Below are 18,522 nucleotides of genomic sequence, written 5' to 3'. Positions count from 1 at the left end.
CCCGACGAAGCAAAAAGTGGGTCTCCTACATATCGGGCCAGGCACTGAGGGCCCGGCCGGTGCCGCCCATGTCGCGAATCCAGCGGGCGGCGATGGCCTTCTTCAGGAACTTCGCGGGGAGGCCGCCGAACGTGTCGACGACGGGGACGACGAAGACGTCGTGGGCGACGGCGGACTCGCCGACGGAGACGACGGTGCCCTTGTCCTTGTAGCTCCACTTCTGGAGTGGCTGGCCGCGGATTTCGCGGGCGATGTTCTTGCCGACCACCTCGGCGGCCTGCCAGGCGGCCTGTGCGGTCGGTGGCGCGGGATTTTCACCCGGCTGGTCGACGAGTGCGCAGTCGCCCAGCGCGAATACGCGGTCGTCGGTGGTCTGGAAGGTCTGGCCCGCCTGCAGGCGGTGGGAGCGTTCGTCCTGCTCGACGGTGCAGTTCTTGGCCGCCTCGCGGCCGGTGATGCCGCCGGTCCAGACCAGTACGTCGTAGTCCAGTTCGATGTCCTCGCCGACGTAGACGGTCTCCTCGTCTACCTCGCCGACGAACTCCCCGCACATGATGTCGACGTCGCGGGCTTCGAGGCGCTTGCGCAGAGCGGCCTGCAGGCTCGGGTCGCTGTTGGGCAACACCTCGTCGAGGCCTTCGACCAGGTGGATGTCGATGGGATGGCTGTGCTCGTCGCGGAACTCGGCGATTTCGCCGGCGGTCTGGATGCCCGACAGCCCAGCGCCGCCGACGACGACCTGCACCGGGTCCGCCTGCGACGCCGTCCGGACCTGCTCGGCGAGGTCCTCGTGGATGCCGAGCGCGTCGTCGAGGCTCTTGAGGGTGTGGGCGTGCTCTTCGAGGCCGTGGATGCCGAAGAACGCGGTCCTGGTGCCGATGCCGACGAGCAGGTAGTCGTAGGGAACGTCGTCGCCCTCGGACAGCGAGACGAGTCGGTCGTCGGTGTCGACGCCGGTGACCTCGTCCTGGATGAACTCCGTCTCGGGCGATTTGATGTCCTCGACGGGGACCGTAACTTTCTCCTGGACGCTGGGGTCTTTGATGCAGCGGTGAGACTCGTGGAGGACGAGGTGGTAGTCGACGTCAGAAATCCACGTGATGTCTGCCTCCCCGTCCAGGGCCGATTCGAGGCTCTTGATTCCGCCTGCCCCGGCGTAGCCCGACCCGAGGACGACGACGTTCTCCGTCATACCCGCCCCTCAGGATTGTGGTGATACAAAGGCTACGAAGTTCCGATGAAGGACGCCATATGTTATCAAGTGACGAGAGATGGAAATATCTACCAGCAGGGACCAGAGAGCGTCGGCGGCCCGCTCAGTGTTCCGGTTCTTCGACGGGTGCCTGCATGTCGTCGATGGTGAGGATGAGGACGTTGTCCGTACCGTCCTTGCCCTCCAGCGTGCCGATAATCTGGAGCTTCGAGAGGGGTGTCGGCCCGACGGTCACCTTGTCACCCTCGTGAAAGTTCCCGATGGAGCCCCGGAGCTTCACCTCGGCGCGGCACGCTTCGGGGTGCTGGACGCTCGTGAGGTCTATCTCCTCGACGTTCGAGTCCTCGACGAGTTCGCCGTTGTGGTACAGCGGGACGTCCGCGGCGTGGTCCATCTCCTGTATCTGGAGTGCATCGTAGGCCGATGCAGTCGGCTTGTAGCCACCTTTCGGCCCCGGTACGCCCTCGACCAGCTGCAGCGCCTTGAGACTCTGCATCTGGTTGCGGATGGTGCCGGGGTTGCGGTCGACACGCTCGGCGATCTCCTCACCCTTGACAGCGGTCTCGTCTTCCCGGTAGAGATTGACGAGTTCCTGGAGAATATTCTTCTGACTCGGCGTGAGCTCTATGGATGACATAATCTTTCATTCGATACTCGATTCCTTAAGTCCGACGGTGAAGAAAATCACTGCTCACCTGACGTTTCTCCCGGCGGACTGAATTGGAACCGCTTTTGTATCCGCTGTCCGCGTCACCACTCATGGACGATTCGCGTGTACTCGTGACCGGCGGTGCGGGCTTCATCGGGTCGAATCTCGCCAACCACCTCGCCGAGGACAACGACGTCGTCGCCGTCGACGACTGCTATCTCGGGACTCCGGAGAACCTCGACGAGAGCGTCGAGTTCGTCGAGGCGAGCGTACTGGACGACGACCTGCCGACCGACGTGGACGTCGTCTTCCACCTGGCCGCACTGTCGTCGTACGCGATGCACGAAGACGACCCCACGCGCGGCGCGCGAGTCAACGTCGAGGGCTTCGTCAACACTGTCGACCAGGCCCGCCGCGACGGCTGTGACACAGTCGTCTACGCGTCGACCTCCTCCATCTACGGCTCGCGCACGGAGCCCTCGCCCGAGGACATGCCGGTGGCGGTCAACACCGGCTACGAGGCGTCGAAACTCGCCCGCGAGCGCTACGGCGAGTACTTCCGCAACCACTACGGGCTGGACGTCGCCGGCCTGCGTTTCTTCTCGGTCTACCAGGGCTACGGGGGCGCGGAGGAACACAAGGGGGAGTTCGCCAACGTCATCGCGCAGTTCGCCGACGACGTGGCCCACGGCCGCGCGCCGAAACTCTACGGCGACGGCGAGCAGACCCGCGACTTCACGCACGTCTCCGACATCGTGCGGGGCATCGAACTCGCCGCGGACCACCGCCTCAACGGCATCTACAACCTCGGCACGGGCGAGGCCTACGACTTCAACACCGTCGTGGAGATGATAAACGACGAACTCGGCACCGACGTCGACCCGGAGTACGTCGAGAACCCCATCCCCGACGAGGTGTACGTCCACGACACCTGCGCCGATTACGAGAAGATTCACGAGGCCACCGGCTGGGAGCCCTCTATCGACTTCGAGGAGGGCATCCGCCGCGTCTGCGCCCAGTACAAGTAAGTCGAGTTGCTTCCGCAGTCTCGCTTTTCTTCCGTCCCTATCCTTATATTCGAGGGCGCGAGACGGACAGGTAATGGACCAGACAGTGCGGGTCCTCGGCGTGCCGATGGACCTCGGGGCGGACCGCCGTGGCGTCGACATGGGTCCGTCGGCCATCCGCTACGCGGGCCTGGCCGAGGAACTGGAGGCCGTGGGGACGACCTGCGTCGACGGCGGCGACATCGCCGTGCCGCGGCCGGAGGAACGGGACCCAGACACCGAACCCTTCGAACACGGGCGCGCGAAGTACTTCCGGGAGACGAGAGAGGTCTGCGAGGACGTGGCGACGGCGGTCAGCGCCACCGTCGCCGACGGCGAGTTCCCACTGGTGCTGGGCGGGGACCACTCCATCGCCATCGGCACGGCGGCGGGCGCGACGAACGGCCGCGACACGGGCATCGTCTGGTTCGACGCCCACGGCGATTTCAACACGCCCGAGACCACGCCCAGCGGGAACGTCCACGGCATGTCCCTGGCGGCCATCCTCGGCAAGGGGCCGTTCGCGGAGGTACCCTGGGCGCACTCCCCGCGGGTCCGCGAAGAGAACGTCGCCCTCGTCGGCACCCGCGCCCTCGACGAGCGCGAGCGCGACCTGGTGGCCGACAGCGACGTCTCGGTCTACACGATGACCGACATCGACGAGCGCGGCATCACCGACATCGTCCGCGAGGCCCTGGACGTCGCCACGGCCGGCGTCTCGCAGGTCCACGTCAGCCTCGACATGGACTGTCTGGACCCCGACGAGGCCCCCGGCGTCGGGACGCCGGTCCGCGGCGGCATCACATACCGCGAGGCCCACGCGGCGATGGAACTCGTCCACGAGCACGCCGGCCCGCGCCTGTCCAGTTTCGAACTGGTCGAGGTCAACCCCATCCTCGACCAGCACAACCGGACCGCGGAACTGGCCTGCGAACTGACCGCCAGCGCATTCGGCAAGAGCGTGCTGTAAACTCTCCCACAGTGTTATTGTGGCTTCGCGTGTAGTGTGCAACCATGTTACGGGACCCGCTCGACTACGGCCAACTGGCGGAGGGGCGCTGTAACTACTGGGCGTGGGACCCCACCCTCCGCTTCGAGGCCCGCCGGACGTACCCCGACGACGAGTTCGACTGGGCCGAGGACCTGCTGGACGAGTACGGTGCCGTCGTCGGCGACACCATCGCCGACAACTCCGACGTCGTGGACCGCCACGAACCCAAGTTGCACACCTACGACAGCGATGGCGAGGTGCAAAACGAGGTAGAGTACCACCCGCTGCAGTTCGAGAACGAACGCATCACGTACGACAAGTTCCGGCTGACCCACGACGCCTTCCACGCGCCGCCGGACCGCGACGAACCGGTCGGCCTGCTGCACACCCTCACGATGCAGACGCTGCTCTGTTACGCGGACGTCGGCTTCGCCTGTCCGGCGTCGATGACCGTCGGCGCGGCCGTCGTCCTGGAGAAGTTCGACGACGGGAGCCTCGACGACTACTTCCAGGGGCTCACCGCCGCCGACTACGACGACCACGTCGAGGGCGCGATGTTCCTCACCGAGAAGCAGGGCGGCTCCGACGTGGGGGCAACGGAGACCCGCGCGGAGCCACAGCCGGACAGCACCTACGAACTTCACGGCGAGAAGTGGTTCTGCTCGAACACCGACGCCCAGGGCGCGCTCGCGCTGGCTCGCACCCCCGACGCGCCGGAGGGCACCGACGGGCTCTCGCTGTTTCTCGTCCCCCGCGTGCTACCCGACGGGACGCTCAACGACGCCACGTTCCGGCGACTGAAGGACAAACTCGGCACGCTGTCGGTTCCGACGGGCGAAATCGAGTTCGAGGGCGCGACGGCCTATCTCGTGGGTGAGGAGGGCAACGGCTTCCGCCAGATGACGGAGATGCTGAACTACGAGCGCCTGACGAACGCCACCGGCGCAGTCGGCGTCATGGGCCGGGCACTGCTGGAGGCGAAGGTCCACGCCGCCAACCGCGAGGCCTTCGGCGAGACCATCCAGGAGTTCCCGCTGTTGCGACGAGACCTCGTCGAGATGACCGTCGACTACGAGGCTGCGGCCGCGTTTGCCTTCGAGGCGGCGAAGTGGTACGACAGACGGGAGCGCGCGTATCCCGACGACAAGGGGACGGACGCCTACAGACTGATGCGCCTGCTCGTCCCCATCGCGAAGTACAGGACGGGGGAGATGGTCGTCGACACCTGCTCGTACGCGATGGAGGTGCTGGGCGGCAACGGCTACGTCCGCGAGCACGTCACGCCGCGGTTGCTCCGGGACGCACAGGTGTTGCCAATCTGGGAGGGAACCTCGAACATCCTCTCGCTGGACGTGCTGCGGGCGCTCTCCCGCGAGGACGCCCACGAGGCGCTCGTCCCGCTGGTGAACGGTCACCTCGACAGCGCCGACCACCCCGCGCTCGTCGACCTCGCCGACACCGTCGAGTCGGCGTTTCACGACCTCCAGACCGCACTCGCCACGCTCGCCGCGGAGGGCGACGACTACGCGCAGTACCACGCCAAGCGCCTCGCGGACCTGATTTTCGACGTGGTGGCCGCCGCCGTCCTCGTCAGCGAGGCCCAGTGGCAACTCGACGCCGAGGACGATGCCCGGAAGGCGCTGGTCGCGGAGTGGTTCGTGGCGGACCGCTTCGGCGAGGCCGAGGTCTACGGCATCACGAGCGGCGAGACGCCGGGCGACGACCACTTCGACGCCATCGCACGCTACGGGTCGGTCGCGCCGGAGGTCCTGGTCGACGCGGCCGACGACCACTTCGACGCCATCGCACGCTACGGGTCGGTCGCGCCGGAGGTCCTGGTCGACGCGGCCGACGACTGACCTCACGGTACTTGTCGCTCTCGCCCGTACAGCAACCATGGACGTCGACCGTTACGATTCGCTGGACGGACAGGTCGCACTCGTCACCGGCGCGACACGCGGTATCGGCGCGGAAATCGCCCGCCAGCTCGCGGACCTGGGTGCGACGGTCTACGCCGGTGCCAGGGACACGGCGGACGTGACTGCCGCCGACCTCCGTGCCGTGGAACTCGACGTCACCGACGACGAGACGATGCGTGCGGCGGTCGAGTACGTCGCCGAGGAGACGGGCCGGCTCGACGTGCTGGTGAACAACGCCGGCGTCGGCGGGTCCGCCGCGCCGCTTCACGAACAGTCCATCGCCGATATCGACGGCGTCCTCGACGTGAACCTCCGCGGGCCGGTCGTGTTGACCCGCCTGGCGCTGCCGCTGTTGCTCGAACAGCAGGGGCCACGCGTCGTCAACGTCTCCTCGGGGATGGGCGCGCTCGGCGAGGGGATGAGCGGCGGCCACCCTGTCTATCGCATCTCGAAGACGGGTATAAACGGCCTGACTGCTGCGCTCCACGGCGAGTACGCCGACGACGGCCTGCTGGCAAATTCGGCCTGTCCCGGCTGGGTCCGCACCGACATGGGCTCGTCCTCTGCCCCGCGGAGTCCTGCGGAGGGGGCCGACACGCCGGTCTGGCTCGCACAGTTCCGCCCCGGGAGCCCGGCCGGGCGCTTCTGGCGCGACCGCGAGGTCGTCGACTGGTGACGGTGTGGATACACTTTAGTGACCGTCCCGTCTCGATTCGCGCATGGACGCCCTCCCTCTCCCGCTCGCAGCGGGTGGTCCCTCGCTGTTGGTCGTCGGTCTCCTCGTCGTCCTCGGGGTGCTCGCGCTCGCCTTCGTCGGTGCCGCCGCGCTCGCGCTCTCGCGGTGGTGGCACCTCCGCCAGTCCAGTGCCGAGGAGTTCCGCGCCAGCCTCGACGGCCCGATCGAACTGGTCGGGCAGGCCCAGCCGGCCGACGACGCCGAGCCGTTCACCGCGGCCGTCTCGGGGACCGAGTGTCTCGTCTCGAAACTGGACGTGCAGGTCTACGAGACGGACGGGAAGACGTCGTCCTGGCAGACCCGCGAGTCTCGCACCACGACCCGGCCGTTCGTCGTCGACACCGCCGCGGGTCGGGTGCGCGTCGAACCCGAGGGGGCGGACCTCGTTCTCGCCACGGAGACGGTCGACGAGATCGACGGCGGCGAGGACGCGACCGGCCGGACGGCCGCCGTCCTCGACGCGCTGGACGTGAAGCGCACGAGCGGGAGCGTCGACATCGGCATCACCGAACTCGACTACGGCGACCGGACGCGACTCCGCGAGAGCCGCGTCGACGTCGGCGAGGCGGTCTACGTGGCCGGCACCGCTGTGACGAACGACCCCACCGTCGGCGGCTTCGGCGGCCCCGACGCAGTGGTTCGCGAGCGGACCGACCGCTCGCTGGCCGAGCGCCTGTTCGGGTTCCCCTTCGTCGTCGGCGACGGCGGCGAGTCGGCGGTGCGGTGGCACTTCCTGAAGCGTGGCCTTCTCTTCGGGGGCATCGCCGTCGTCTTCGCCGCCGTCTGGACCCTCGCCCTCGTCAGTATCCTCTAAAAATCGGTCCCGCTGCGACGGCTATTCCTCGTCGTTGCCGGGCACGACGGTCACGCTGGCGACGCCGTCGCCGGCTTCGACCTCCATGACTTTCACACCCTTCGTGTTCCGGCCGACCGTCGAGATGTTGGCGACGGGACAGCGCATAATCTGGCCTTGCGCGCTCATCACGACGATGTGGTCGTCGTCCTCGACGGCCTTGACCGTCGTGACGGGCCCGTTGCGCTCGTCGGTCTTGATGTCGATGAGCCCCTTGCCGTACCGCGACTGCGCCCGGTACTCCGAGAGCTTGGTGCGCTTGCCGTAGCCGTTGGTGGTGACGGTGAGAAGCGAGCGGTCGTCGCCGTGTTCGGTCGCGACGAGGCCGGCGACGTGGTCGCCCTCCTGGAGTTTGATGCCGTTGACGCCGCGGGCGTTGCGCCCCATCTCGCGGGCCTCCGTCTCGTCGAAGCGGATGGTCATCCCCTGTTCCGTGGCGATGACGAGGTCCTTCGTCCCGTCGGTCACCTCGACGTCGACGAGCGCGTCGCCCGCTTCGAGGCTGGCGGCGATGATGCCCGTCGAGAGGATGTTCTCGAAGTCCGCCGCGCAGGTCCGCTTGACGTAGCCGTTGCGGGTGACCATCGTGATACACTCCTCGGGCTCGAAGTCGTCGGTGTTCACCACTGCGGTGATCTCCTCGCCGTCGTCGAGGTCGATGAGGTTCACTGCGGACTTCCCGCGTGCCGTGCGGCTCATCTCCGGAATCTCGTAGGTCTTCAGCCGGTAGACCTGTCCCTGGTTGGTGAAACAGAGCAGGTAGTCGTGGGAGTTGGCCCGGAAGACCTTCGAGACCCGGTCACCCTCCTTGGGGTCGGAGCCGATGATGCCCTTCCCGCCGCGCTTTTGCGGGTCGAAGTTGGCCGCCGGCATCCGCTTGATGTAGTCGTCCTCGGTGATGACCACCAGCACGTCCTCCTCGGGGATGAGGTCCTCGTGTGTGACCTGCCCCTCGGCCTCCATGATGGTCGTCCGGCGCTCGTCGTCGTACTCCTCCTGCATCTCGCGGAGTTCGTCCTTGATGACGCCGAGCAGTTTCTGCTCGTCCGCGAGGACCGCCTGGAGGTAGTCGATAGTCTCCTGGACGTCCTCGTACTCCTCCTCTATCTCGGCGGCTTCCATCGACGTGAGCGACCCCAGTTGCATCCGGAGGATGTGGTCGGCCTGGTCTTCGGAGAAGTCGAGTTCGGCCTGCACGTTGGGATACTCGAACTCGGCGTCCTCGACCTCCGCGAGAGCCACGTCGCCGGTCAGAATCGCCCGCGCCTCGTCGCGGTCGGCGGACTCGGTGATGAGGTCGACGATGGCCTCGGCGTTGTCGACGGCCCTCAGGCGACCTTCGAGGATGTGCGCGCGGTCCTGGGCCTCTTCGAGGTCGTGTTCGGAGCGTCGGCGGACGACCTCCTTGCGGTGGTCGACGTAGTGCTCCAGCGTCTCCTTCAGCGAGAGGACGCGGGGCTGGCCGTCGACCAGCGCGAGGTTGATGACGCCGAAGGTGGATTCGAGGTGGTGTTCGAGCAACTGGTTCTCCACCACGTCGACGTTCGCGCCGCGTTTCAGGTCGATGACGACGCGGACGCCGTTGCGGTCGGACTCGTCGCGCAGGTCGGAGACGCCCTCTATCTTGCCCTCGTTGACGTCGTCGGCGATGCGCTCGACGACGCGGGCCTTGTTCTCCTGGAAGGGGAGTTCGGTGACGACGATGCGGTCGCTCCCCTTCTCCGAGCGCTCAACATCGTACTCCGCGCGGACGCGCAGGCGGCCCCGCCCCGTCGAGTACGCCGAGTAGATGGCGTCCTTCCCGACGATGTTCGCGCCCGTCGGGAAATCGGGGCCCTTGACGTGGTCCATCAGGTCCTCGACCGTACAGTCGGGGTTGTCGATGAGGTGGACCGTCGCGTCCACGATTTCGCCGAGGTTGTGCGGCGGGATGTTCGTCGACATTCCCACGGCAATCCCGGACGACCCGTTGAGCAGGAGGTTCGGGAGTTTCGCGGGCAGGACCGCCGGCTCTTCGAGGCGGTCGTCGTAGTTCGACTGGAAGTCGACGGTGTCCTTCTCGATGTCCGCGAGCAGTTCCTCGGCGATGGGGGCCATCCGGGCCTCGGTGTAGCGCATCGCTGCGGCCGGGTCGCCGTCCATCGACCCGAAGTTGCCCTGGCCGTCGACCAGCGGATAGCGCATCGAGAAGTCCTGGGCCATCCGCACGAGCGTGTCGTAGATGGCGGAGTCGCCGTGTGGGTGGTAGTCACCCATCGTCTCGCCGACGATGGAGGAGGACTTGCGGTGGCTGGAGCCGGAACTGACGCCCATCTGGTCCATGGCGTAGAGGATGCGCCGGTGGACCGGCTTCAGCCCGTCGCGGACGTCGGGCAGGGCACGGCCCGCGATGACGCTCATCGCGTAGTCGATGTAGCTCTGCTCCATCTCGTCCTCGATGCGGACGTGCTCGACGTTGGCCGCCGGCGCGTCGACGTCCTCGGGGTCGGGAACGTCCGAACTCATATGTCCACCCACTCCGCTTCCGGCGCGTGTTCCTTGATGAACTGCTTGCGCGGTTCGACGGCGTCACCCATCAGCACGGAGAACATCTTGTCCGCCGCGGCGGCGTCCTCGATGGTTATCTGCTTGAGGTGGCGCGTCTCCGGGTTCATCGTCGTGTCCCAGAGCTGTTCGGGGTTCATCTCGCCCAGGCCCTTGAACCGCTGGACCTGGTCCGGGTTGCCGTCGCACTTCTCCTGGACGATCTCGTTGCGCTCCGCCTCGGTCATCGCGTCGTAGGTCTCGCCGCGATAGCGGATGCGGTACAGCGGCGGTTGCGCGGCGTAGACGTAACCCGCTTCGAGTAGCGGCTTCATGTGGCGGTAGAACAGCGTCAACAGCAGCGTGCGGATGTGCGCGCCGTCGACGTCTGCGTCGCACATGAAGATGATTTTCTCGTAGCGCGCGTCCTCGATGTCGAACTCGTCGCCGATGCCCGTCCCGAGTGCGGTGATGAGGTTGCGGATCTCGTTGTTCTCCAGAATCCGGTCCAGGCGGTGCTTCTCGACGTTCAGAATCTTCCCCCGGATGGGGAGGATGGCCTGGAACTCCGGATTGCGGCCCTGCTTCGCGCTGCCGCCCGCGGAGTCGCCCTCCACGACGAACAGTTCGGACTCGCTGGGGTCGCGCGTCTGGCAGTCCGCCAGTTTCCCGGGCAGCGCCGTCGAGTCGAGCGCGGACTTCCGGCGCGTCAGTTCCTCGGCCTTCTTGGCGGCCTTGCGGGCTTTCGCGGCCTCGACGGCCTTCGAGACGATGGCCTCGGCGGTGTCCGGGTGTTCCTCGAAGTAGGTCCCCAGTTCCTCGTGGACCGCCGACTCGACGATGCCCCGCACTTCGGAGTTGCCGAGTTTCGTCTTCGTCTGGCCCTCGAACTGCGGGTCGGGGTGCTTGATCGAGATGACCGCCGTCAGTCCCTCGCGGATGTCGTCACCCTTGAGGGTGTCGTCCAGGTCACGGAGCAAGCCGTTGTCCTGGGCGTAGTCGTTGACGACGCGGGTCAGCGCGGTCTTGAACCCGGTCATGTGGGTGCCGCCCTCGCGTGTGTTGATGTTGTTCGCGAAGGCGTGCAGCGACCCCTGGAGTTCGTCGGTGGCCTGCATCGCCACCTCGACGTGGACCGGTCCCTCGTCGATGGCCTCCTCGTCCTCGAAGTAGATAACGTCCTCGTGGAGCCGGGTCTTCGTCTCGTTGAGGTACTCGACGAACTCGCGGATGCCGCCCCCGTAGTGGAACGACTGCTCGGTGTCCTCGCGCTCGTCGACGAGGGTTATCTCGACGCCGGAGTTGAGGAAGGCCAGTTCGCGGAGCCGCGACTCCAGCGTCGAGGAGACGAAGTCCCTGGTCTCGAAGATGTCGTCGTCGGGCCAGAACCGAATCTCGCTGCCGGTCTCCTCGCCGGGGTCCATGTCCCGCACTCGCTCCAGTTCGAACTCGGGTTCGCCGTGGTCGAAGCGCTGGTGCCAGACCGCCCCGTCGCGCTTTATCGTGACCTCCAGCCACTTCGAGAGTGCGTTGACCACGCTGACGCCGACGCCGTGGAGGCCCCCCGAGACCTGGTAGGACTTGTTGTCGAACTTCCCGCCGGCGTGGAGCACGGTCATGATGACCTCCACTGCGGGCCTGCCGTGTTCCTCGTGGGTGTCGACGGGAATCCCGCGGCCGTCGTCGCTGACGGAGACGGAGCTATCCTCGTGGATTGTCACTTCGATGGTGTCGCAGTGGCCGGCCAGTGCCTCGTCGATGGAGTTGTCGACGACCTCGTAGACGAGATGGTGAAGCCCCCGTGTGTCGGTCGAACCGATGTACATCGCCGGTCGCTTCCGGACGGCTTGCAACCCCTCGAGTACCTGAATCTGCCCTGCGCCATACTCGCTGTCCTCAGCCATGAAAATCTTACATCTGTGTAGTAGCCACCGTTTCTTAAAGGTCACGGGCGCGCGCGAGCGCACGACGCATTGCTCAAATATCACGATTGTTCCGACCGGATGCAACCTCCCCTCGGCAGCCACCGTCACGGCGCAGACGTGGCTCACCCTCGATACGTTCAGAACTCTCTGAACTCGGTACGTTCCCGTGTGACGAAAACTCGCGACAGACTGCCCCGGTACTACGTGCTGACGGCCCGTTCAGTCGCCGGCAGCGCCCGTCACCGCGAGCGGTCGTCCGGTCGGGGCCCTGCTCACTCGTCGTCTGCCTGTTCCTCGTCCTCTGTCTCGCTCTCCTCTATTTCGTCTTCGGCCTCGCTCTCCTCCAGGTCGTCCTCCATGTCGCGCTCGCGCTGGCGTTTCTCCTCGTCTCGTCCCTTCTTCTGTCGCCCCTCTCGCGTGTCTCCCATAGCGTCTGCGGTACGCGCTCGTGTCGCATAATCCCCCGCTCGGACGTCGCTATCCGACCCGTAGCTGGACAGTGTCGATATCCTATCTACCGCTATCTGTGCGTATTTGTAGCTATCTCGACCCGGGGGCGGGAACTCGATGCCCTCCCTCGCCACGCGCAGCAGGGGCCGCTTCCACTTTCACCCCGCTGCCACACAACATTTAAACTCCGGTCGTAAACGTATAGCCACATGACCTCCTATCAGTCGCGGCTCGGCGAGGGAGAGGGGATCGCCGAGGAGCTGGCCGAGAGCCAGCGGTCGATCTCCATCGCCGAGTTCTTCGAGAAGAACAAGCACATGCTCGGGTTCGACTCCGAGGCCCGGGCACTCGTGACAGCCGTGAAGGAAGCCGTCGACAACGCTCTGGACGCCACCGAGGAGGCCGGTATCCTCCCCGACATCTACGTCGAGATTCAGGAGGCCGGCGACTACTACCGGCTCATCGTCGAGGACAACGGGCCGGGCATCACGAAGGAGCAGATTCCGAAAATCTTCGGGAAGCTCCTCTATGGCAGCCGTTTTCACAAGCGTGAGCAATCACTGACGCCGGAGCAACGGGTCCTCGTACGACGGAACGATACCATCGAGTTCGTTCCGGTCGGTGTGCTGTGTGACGCATATCTTCCTGCAGACGGTGCGGCAACGCGGCCAGTTCCGGACGAAATCGAGGTACCGTCGTTCGACCGCGAAACACACGAGATGACCTGGCAGCCAGTCACCCACGCCATCCGCCACGAAACGGACGAGCGTACCTACGAGATAACGACAGAGAAAGGCCGCACGGTCGAAGTCACCGGCAACCACAGTCTGTTCTCGGTGACGAAAGACGGCGAGACGACGGAAGTCGAAGCCAGCGACATCGGAGCTGGTGATGCCATTCTCACACCTCGGACCCTTCCCGGGTTCGCGGAGTCTACCGAGGAGGTGAACCTCCTTGCACACCTCGACGCCGAGCAACTCGCCGACAAGCGAGTGTACGTCTACGGGTTCGAGCGCGAGACGCTGGAGCGACTGCAGGAGGGTGACCGTATCCGAAAGAAACCGTCTCCGGATAGCTCGCGAAAGCGGACGTACTACCGCTACGACGGCGTCGATATCCTGAAAGACAGCCTCGAAACCAACTACCTGGAAAAGGGCTACCTTCCCGCCGAGACCGTCATCGAACTCGGCTGGGAGGAGAAAGCGGCGCGTCAGGAGTGTCAGTTCAAAACGTACCAGGTCGGTGGAGAGGAGACGACACTGCCAGTTTCGCTCCCGGTCTCCGAGGAGTTCATGAAACTGCTGGGCTACTACGTCGCGGAGGGCCACGCTGGACCTCGGCAGGTCGGATTCACGTTCGGTTCCCACGAGTCGGAACTGATCGAGACGACGGAACGGGCACTCGCCGGCGTCGGCGGTAAAACGACGACCGTCGAACGGGAACGAAACTCCACTCGCGTGAAAGCGTTCGGCTCGCCGCTTGCACTGTTTCTGAAAAACGTCTGTGGTGAGCAGGCCGACGAGAAGCGAATTCCAGACTTCGTCTTCAGTGCTCTCCCCGCGGCACAGAAGCAATTCATCACCGCTCTCTACCAGGGAGACGGTTCCGATACGCACCCGAGTAACGAACTCTCCCACACGACGACGAGTGAGACGCTTGCGCGACAGCTCTCCGTGCTGTGGAACATGCAGGGCGTGCTGGCCAGTACCGAAGTCAGCGACGACGCTGGTGGGTACAGTGATACGTCGAGGACACAGTACCGGACGAAAGTCTACGGTTCGGATGTCGACGTTCTGGACGCCTACGGCGGCTCGACTGACACCGGTGAGCAGGGATACAAGCGCATTCCGACGTCACTGCTCGAAGACGTGCGCGTCGGCGACGTCGAGAACCGGACGGTGCCCGATTCGATTCCGGGATTGTTGATGGGTGCGGGTGTGGGCTCCTCACTCGACCACGCCGCGGTGTATCAGTCACTCATCGAGGATGCCCTCGACGGTGAACACGTCGAAAAACCGCGGTACGTCCACAACCTCAAAGAGATGGGGCTCCTCGACGACTCCCACCAGCCGACGCCTGTCCTGGAGGAGCTGTGGGAGACTGTACAGAACCTCCACGGACTGACCGGGACAGACATGTGTCTGCTACCGGTCGAGTCCGTCGAAGAGACCGAACCGCCGGAGTACGTCTACGACATCTCGGTTCCAGGCGCGACTGGCTACGACGAGAACTTCGTCGTCGCGAACGAAGGGGCACTCGCCGTCAAGAACAGTCGCGGCCAGCAAGGTATTGGAATCTCTGCAGCGGTTCTCTACTCGCAATTAACGTCCGGAAAGCCAGCGAAAATAACGTCCCGGACCCAGGGCAGCGCCGAGGCGGAGTACTTCGAACTCATCGTCGACACGGACACCAACGAACCGGAAATCAGCGTCGAGGACACCACCTCCTGGGAACGCCCGCACGGGACGCGCATCGAACTGGAGATGGAGGGGAACATGCGCGCCCGCCAGCAACTCCACGACTACATCAAGCACACGGCGGTCGTCAATCCCCACGCCCGCATCGAGATGCGCGAGCCCGGCGAGCACTTCAAGTACGAGCGGGCGACCGACCAGCTCCCCGACGAGACCGACGAGATTCGCCCGCACCCCCACGGCGTCGAACTCGGGACGCTCATCAAGATGCTGGAGGCGACCGACTCCTACTCCGTCTCCGGCTTCCTGCAGGGGGAGTTCACCCGCGTCGGCCAGAAGACCTCCGACTCGGTCATCGACAACTTCCGCGACCGCCACTTCGGCCGCGGGATGACCTGGCGGTCGCCCCAGAGCCACGAAGACGCCGACGTCGAGGCCGCGGTCGAGGAGGCCGTCGCCAACAAGGGCGCGGAGGCCACCGCCGACTTCGCCGCGACTGTCGCCGAGCGCGTGGACGAACACGACCGCATCGCCCACCACGAACTGGCCGCCATCGCCGCGGCGGTCGCCGACGACATCGAAGCGGAGTACGACACGACCTTCGGCGACACGGTCCGGGCAAACGCCGTTGAGGCGGCGTGGGAGGCCGTCACGGCGGAACTCACGCCCGACATCTACGCGCTGGTCGACGCGGCGACGACGAAGCGCAAGGACGACGCCCACGTCCAGGGGCTGGCCGAGCGCATCGCCGCGAAGTTCGAGAACCGCACCGAGGACACCCGTCACCGCGTCACGCACGACGAACTCGTCGAGTACGTCGACAAGTCCGCCGAGGATACCGAGGAGTACGACGACGCCACCTTCGGGGAGACGGCCCGCGAGAACGTCGTCGAGGCCATCTGGACGGAGATGGAGACGGTGCCGGACGACCCGCCCCACGTCCACGACATCGCCGCCGAGCGCGACGTGGCCTCGCACCTGCTCGAAGCGATGCGCGAGACGGACATCATCTCGCCGCCGACGGACTGCCTCTCGCCCATCACCGCCGACCTGGTGGAGGCCGGTCTCTCGAAGGAGTACGACGCGGACTTCTACGCCGCGGCGACACGCGACGCCGCGGTCCACGGCGGCGACCCGTTCATCGTGGAGGCCGGCATCGCCTACGGCGGCGACGTCGAGGCCGAGGGCCAGGCGGAGGTGATGCGCTTCGCCAACCGCGTCCCGCTGGTCTACCAGCGCGGGGCCTGTGCCACGACGGACGTCGTGAAGAATATCAACTGGCGCAACTACGGTCTCGACCAGCCCGGCGGCAGCGGCATCCCGAACGGCCCGGCCGTCGTCATGGTCCACATCGCCTCGACGAACGTGCCCTTCACCAGCGAGTCGAAGGACGCCGTGGCGAACATTCCCGAAATCGAAGACGAAATCGAACTCGCCATCCGCGAGGCAGCCCGCGACCTGAAGAGCTACCTCAACAAGCGCCGCTCGATGCAACAGCGCCGCGAGAAGGAGAACAAACTCGCGACCATCCTGCCGGAGATGGCCGAGAAGATCTCCAGGGTGACCGGCAACGAACCGCTGGACATCGACGACACGATGGCGCGCATCATGAACAACGTCCTGGTCGAGCGCCGGCGCGAGAACGGGACGGTCGAACTCGTCGTAGAGAACAACGACGACACGAACGCGGACCTGGAGATAACGGACATCGTGACCGCCGAACCCGAGGGCGTGGAGGGCGGCACGGTCGTCGAGATGGACGGCGAGTGGTTCGTCAAGTGGTCGCCCACGGTGGCCGGCGGGGAGGAGGCGACACTTGCCTACGACCTCCCCGGCGATGCCGACTGTAACATGTCCGTGGATGGTATCGAGGAGGAGAAACTCACGGTGACAGACAAATGAGCGTTGACACAGATTCGGAGGCGCGAGAGCAACTCATCGACCTCGCTGCACAGTTCTACGACCAGTTCGCCGACGGCGACGTCCCCTCGATGGAGGTCCCGACCCGCACGAAGTCCAACATCGAGTACGACGCCGAGAAGAAGGTCTGGGTCTACGGCGACCGCACCTCGACCCGTTCGGCCAACAGCGTCCGCGGCGCGCAGAAGCTCCTGAAGGCCATCTACACCATCGACTTCCTCGCCCAGCAACTGGACGAGGACCGCTCGTCGACCCTGCGTGAACTCTACTACCTCAGCGAGTCCTGGGACTTAGACGAGGCGCAGTTCTCCAGCCAGGACGAGTCCAACGACCTCGTGGAGGACTTAGAAATCGTCTCCGGTGCCACCCGCGAGGACTTCCACATGCGCCCGGAGGAATCGGGTGCGACCATCATGGGGCCGCTGAAACTCCGCGAGCAGACCCGCCGCGGCGAGCGCGAGATTCACTGCCAGGAGGACGTCGGCGAGGGCGGCTACCAGATTCCGAACAACCCCGACACCATCGACTTTCTGGACAACGACGCCGACTTCGTGCTGGCAGTCGAGACCGGCGGTATGCGCGACCGCCTCGTCGAGAACGGCTTCGACGAGGACTACAACGCCCTCATCGTCCACCTGAAGGGTCAGCCGGCGCGGGCGACCCGGCGCATCACCAAGCGCCTGCACGACGAACTCGACCTGCCGGTGGCCGTCTTCACAGACGGTGACCCCTGGTCGTACCGCATCTACGGCTCCGTCGCCTACGGCTCTATCAAGAGCGCGCACCTCTCGGAGTACCTCGCCACGCCGGCGGCGCAGTTCGTCGGCATCCGCCCGCAGGACATCGTGGAGTACGACCTGCCGACGGACCCGCTCAGCGACTCGGACGTCAACGCCCTGGAGTCCGAACTGGAGGACCCCCGCTACCAGACGGAGTTCTGGGAGGAGCAGATCGAACTGCAACTCGACATCGAGAAGAAGTCCGAACAGCAGTCGCTGGCCTCCCGCGGCCTGGACTTCGTGACCGACACCTACCTGCCGGAGCGGCTCACCGAGATGGGCGTGCTGTAGCGGGCTGACGGCGATTCTCCGGCCTACGTCTCGTCCAGTTCGACAGCAACGCCCCGCTCTCGCAGGTCCTCAGCGAACGCCGCCGAGTCCGTCTCGATTGCCGCGAACGTGTTGTAGTGGACCGGCACCACCAGGTCGGGGTCCATCTCCTCGGCCAGCGTGGCCGCCTCGTGGCGGTCCATCGTGAACGTCCCGCCGATGGGCGGGCAGAACAGGGACACGTCGAGCGCCTCGTGGCCGTCCAGCACGTCGGTGTCGCCGGGGCAGAACACGCGCGTTCCGCCGACCGAGAGCAGGAAGCCACAGCCCAGCCCCTTCGGGTGAATCGGCGTGCCGTCGCCGCGAGTGTGGGGGCCGTCGGGTTCGTTGTACGCCTCGACGGTCCAGAAGAGCACGTCGTCGACAACTCCCTCCGCGTTCATGCCGACTTCACGCACCTCGTAGGGGAGGTCGGCCAGACGGGTGTCCGTCCGCTGGGTGTCGTGAACGTTGATACCTTCGAAGGCGAGAACGGTCGCGTCGTCGGCAGCGACTCGTTCGATGCCGTCGGGGTCGTAGTGGTGGACGTGGGTGAGACAGACCACGTCGCCGTCCTCCGGTCGGTACTCCCGCGCCGGCGGGTGCGCGGCCGCGGCGCCGTCGCTGTCGGCGGTCCACTCGCCGGTGAGGACGCCGTAGCGGCCGGGGTCGACGTAGACCACGGTCTCGTCGTGCTCGATGCGGAGGGTGGCGTAGCCCAGCCAGTCGACGGTCAGGTCGTCGTGGGTGACGGTCATGGGAGAGCGGTAGACGCGGCGGCCAGTTAACGCCCAC

General features: G+C 65.8%; 13 protein-coding genes. 7 read left to right on the top strand and 6 right to left on the bottom strand.

Translation table 11 applies throughout. The features are described 5' to 3' along the window. Nucleotides 1–25: 25 nt before the first annotated feature. Nucleotides 26–1,192, bottom strand: coding sequence for an NAD(P)/FAD-dependent oxidoreductase (locus tag WDJ57_RS05645; RefSeq protein WP_338904657.1), 1,167 nt, complete (start codon nucleotides 1,190–1,192; stop codon nucleotides 26–28). Between the two features lie 124 nt (nucleotides 1,193–1,316). Further along, nucleotides 1,317–1,850, bottom strand: coding sequence for an Rrf2 family transcriptional regulator (locus tag WDJ57_RS05640; RefSeq protein WP_338904655.1), 534 nt, complete (start codon nucleotides 1,848–1,850; stop codon nucleotides 1,317–1,319). Between the two features lie 122 nt (nucleotides 1,851–1,972). Here WDJ57_RS05640 and WDJ57_RS05635 point away from each other — a divergent pair, with 122 nt between their 5' ends. The 5 genes from WDJ57_RS05635 to WDJ57_RS05615 all read left to right on the top strand — a co-directional run bounded on the left by WDJ57_RS05635 (nucleotide 1,973) and on the right by WDJ57_RS05615 (nucleotide 7,368). Beyond that, on the top strand, nucleotides 1,973–2,890 hold the full coding sequence (locus tag WDJ57_RS05635) for an NAD-dependent epimerase/dehydratase family protein (protein ID WP_338904654.1): 918 nt from the start codon (nucleotides 1,973–1,975) through the stop codon (nucleotides 2,888–2,890). A 73-nt stretch (nucleotides 2,891–2,963) separates the two neighbouring features. Then, nucleotides 2,964–3,878, top strand: a complete 915-nt coding sequence (gene rocF, locus WDJ57_RS05630; RefSeq protein WP_338904653.1) for an arginase — start codon at nucleotides 2,964–2,966, stop codon at nucleotides 3,876–3,878. A gap of 44 nt (nucleotides 3,879–3,922) precedes the next feature. After that, nucleotides 3,923–5,758: an acyl-CoA dehydrogenase family protein gene (locus tag WDJ57_RS05625; protein ID WP_338904652.1), complete on the top strand. Its 1,836-nt coding sequence runs from the start codon at nucleotides 3,923–3,925 to the stop codon at nucleotides 5,756–5,758. A gap of 37 nt (nucleotides 5,759–5,795) precedes the next feature. Next, the gene (locus WDJ57_RS05620; RefSeq protein ID WP_338904650.1) at nucleotides 5,796–6,494 is read left to right on the top strand and encodes an SDR family NAD(P)-dependent oxidoreductase; all 699 of its coding nucleotides are present in this window, start codon (nucleotides 5,796–5,798) and stop codon (nucleotides 6,492–6,494) included. A gap of 43 nt (nucleotides 6,495–6,537) precedes the next feature. Then, complete coding sequence (locus WDJ57_RS05615) at nucleotides 6,538–7,368, top strand: hypothetical protein (RefSeq protein WP_338904648.1); 831 nt, start codon at nucleotides 6,538–6,540, stop codon at nucleotides 7,366–7,368. 21 nt (nucleotides 7,369–7,389) lie between these two features. On the opposite strand, the gene gyrA is transcribed toward WDJ57_RS05615, so the two are convergent. The 3 genes from gyrA to WDJ57_RS05600 form a co-directional block, all read right to left on the bottom strand. Then, a complete protein-coding gene (gene gyrA / locus WDJ57_RS05610; protein WP_338904646.1) occupies nucleotides 7,390–9,912 on the bottom strand; it encodes a DNA gyrase subunit A in 2,523 nt (840 codons plus the stop codon). Beyond that, on the bottom strand, nucleotides 9,909–11,834 hold the full coding sequence (gene gyrB / locus WDJ57_RS05605) for a DNA topoisomerase (ATP-hydrolyzing) subunit B (protein ID WP_338904644.1): 1,926 nt from the start codon (nucleotides 11,832–11,834) through the stop codon (nucleotides 9,909–9,911). The genes gyrA and gyrB overlap by 4 nt, the downstream gene beginning before the upstream one ends. 293 nt (nucleotides 11,835–12,127) lie before the next feature. Then, complete coding sequence (locus WDJ57_RS05600) at nucleotides 12,128–12,283, bottom strand: hypothetical protein (protein ID WP_338904643.1); 156 nt, start codon at nucleotides 12,281–12,283, stop codon at nucleotides 12,128–12,130. A gap of 231 nt (nucleotides 12,284–12,514) precedes the next feature. Between WDJ57_RS05600 and WDJ57_RS21585 the strand changes: the two genes are divergently transcribed. Further along, the gene (locus WDJ57_RS21585; RefSeq protein ID WP_380630207.1) at nucleotides 12,515–16,621 is read left to right on the top strand and encodes a DNA topoisomerase VI subunit B; all 4,107 of its coding nucleotides are present in this window, start codon (nucleotides 12,515–12,517) and stop codon (nucleotides 16,619–16,621) included. Then, nucleotides 16,618–17,709: a DNA topoisomerase IV subunit A gene (locus WDJ57_RS05580; RefSeq protein WP_338904641.1), complete on the top strand. Its 1,092-nt coding sequence runs from the start codon at nucleotides 16,618–16,620 to the stop codon at nucleotides 17,707–17,709. Before WDJ57_RS21585 ends, WDJ57_RS05580 begins: the two co-directional genes overlap by 4 nt. A gap of 23 nt (nucleotides 17,710–17,732) precedes the next feature. On the opposite strand, the gene WDJ57_RS05575 is transcribed toward WDJ57_RS05580, so the two are convergent. Continuing rightward, complete coding sequence (locus WDJ57_RS05575; RefSeq protein WP_338904639.1) at nucleotides 17,733–18,485, bottom strand: MBL fold metallo-hydrolase; 753 nt, start codon at nucleotides 18,483–18,485, stop codon at nucleotides 17,733–17,735. Nucleotides 18,486–18,522 lie beyond the last annotated feature (37 nt).

Source organism: Salinibaculum sp. SYNS191 (assembly GCF_037338445.1).
In the GTDB taxonomy this organism is placed as follows: domain Archaea; phylum Halobacteriota; class Halobacteria; order Halobacteriales; family Haloarculaceae; genus Salinibaculum; species Salinibaculum marinum.
This window is presented reverse-complemented; position numbering and strand designations above follow the sequence as displayed.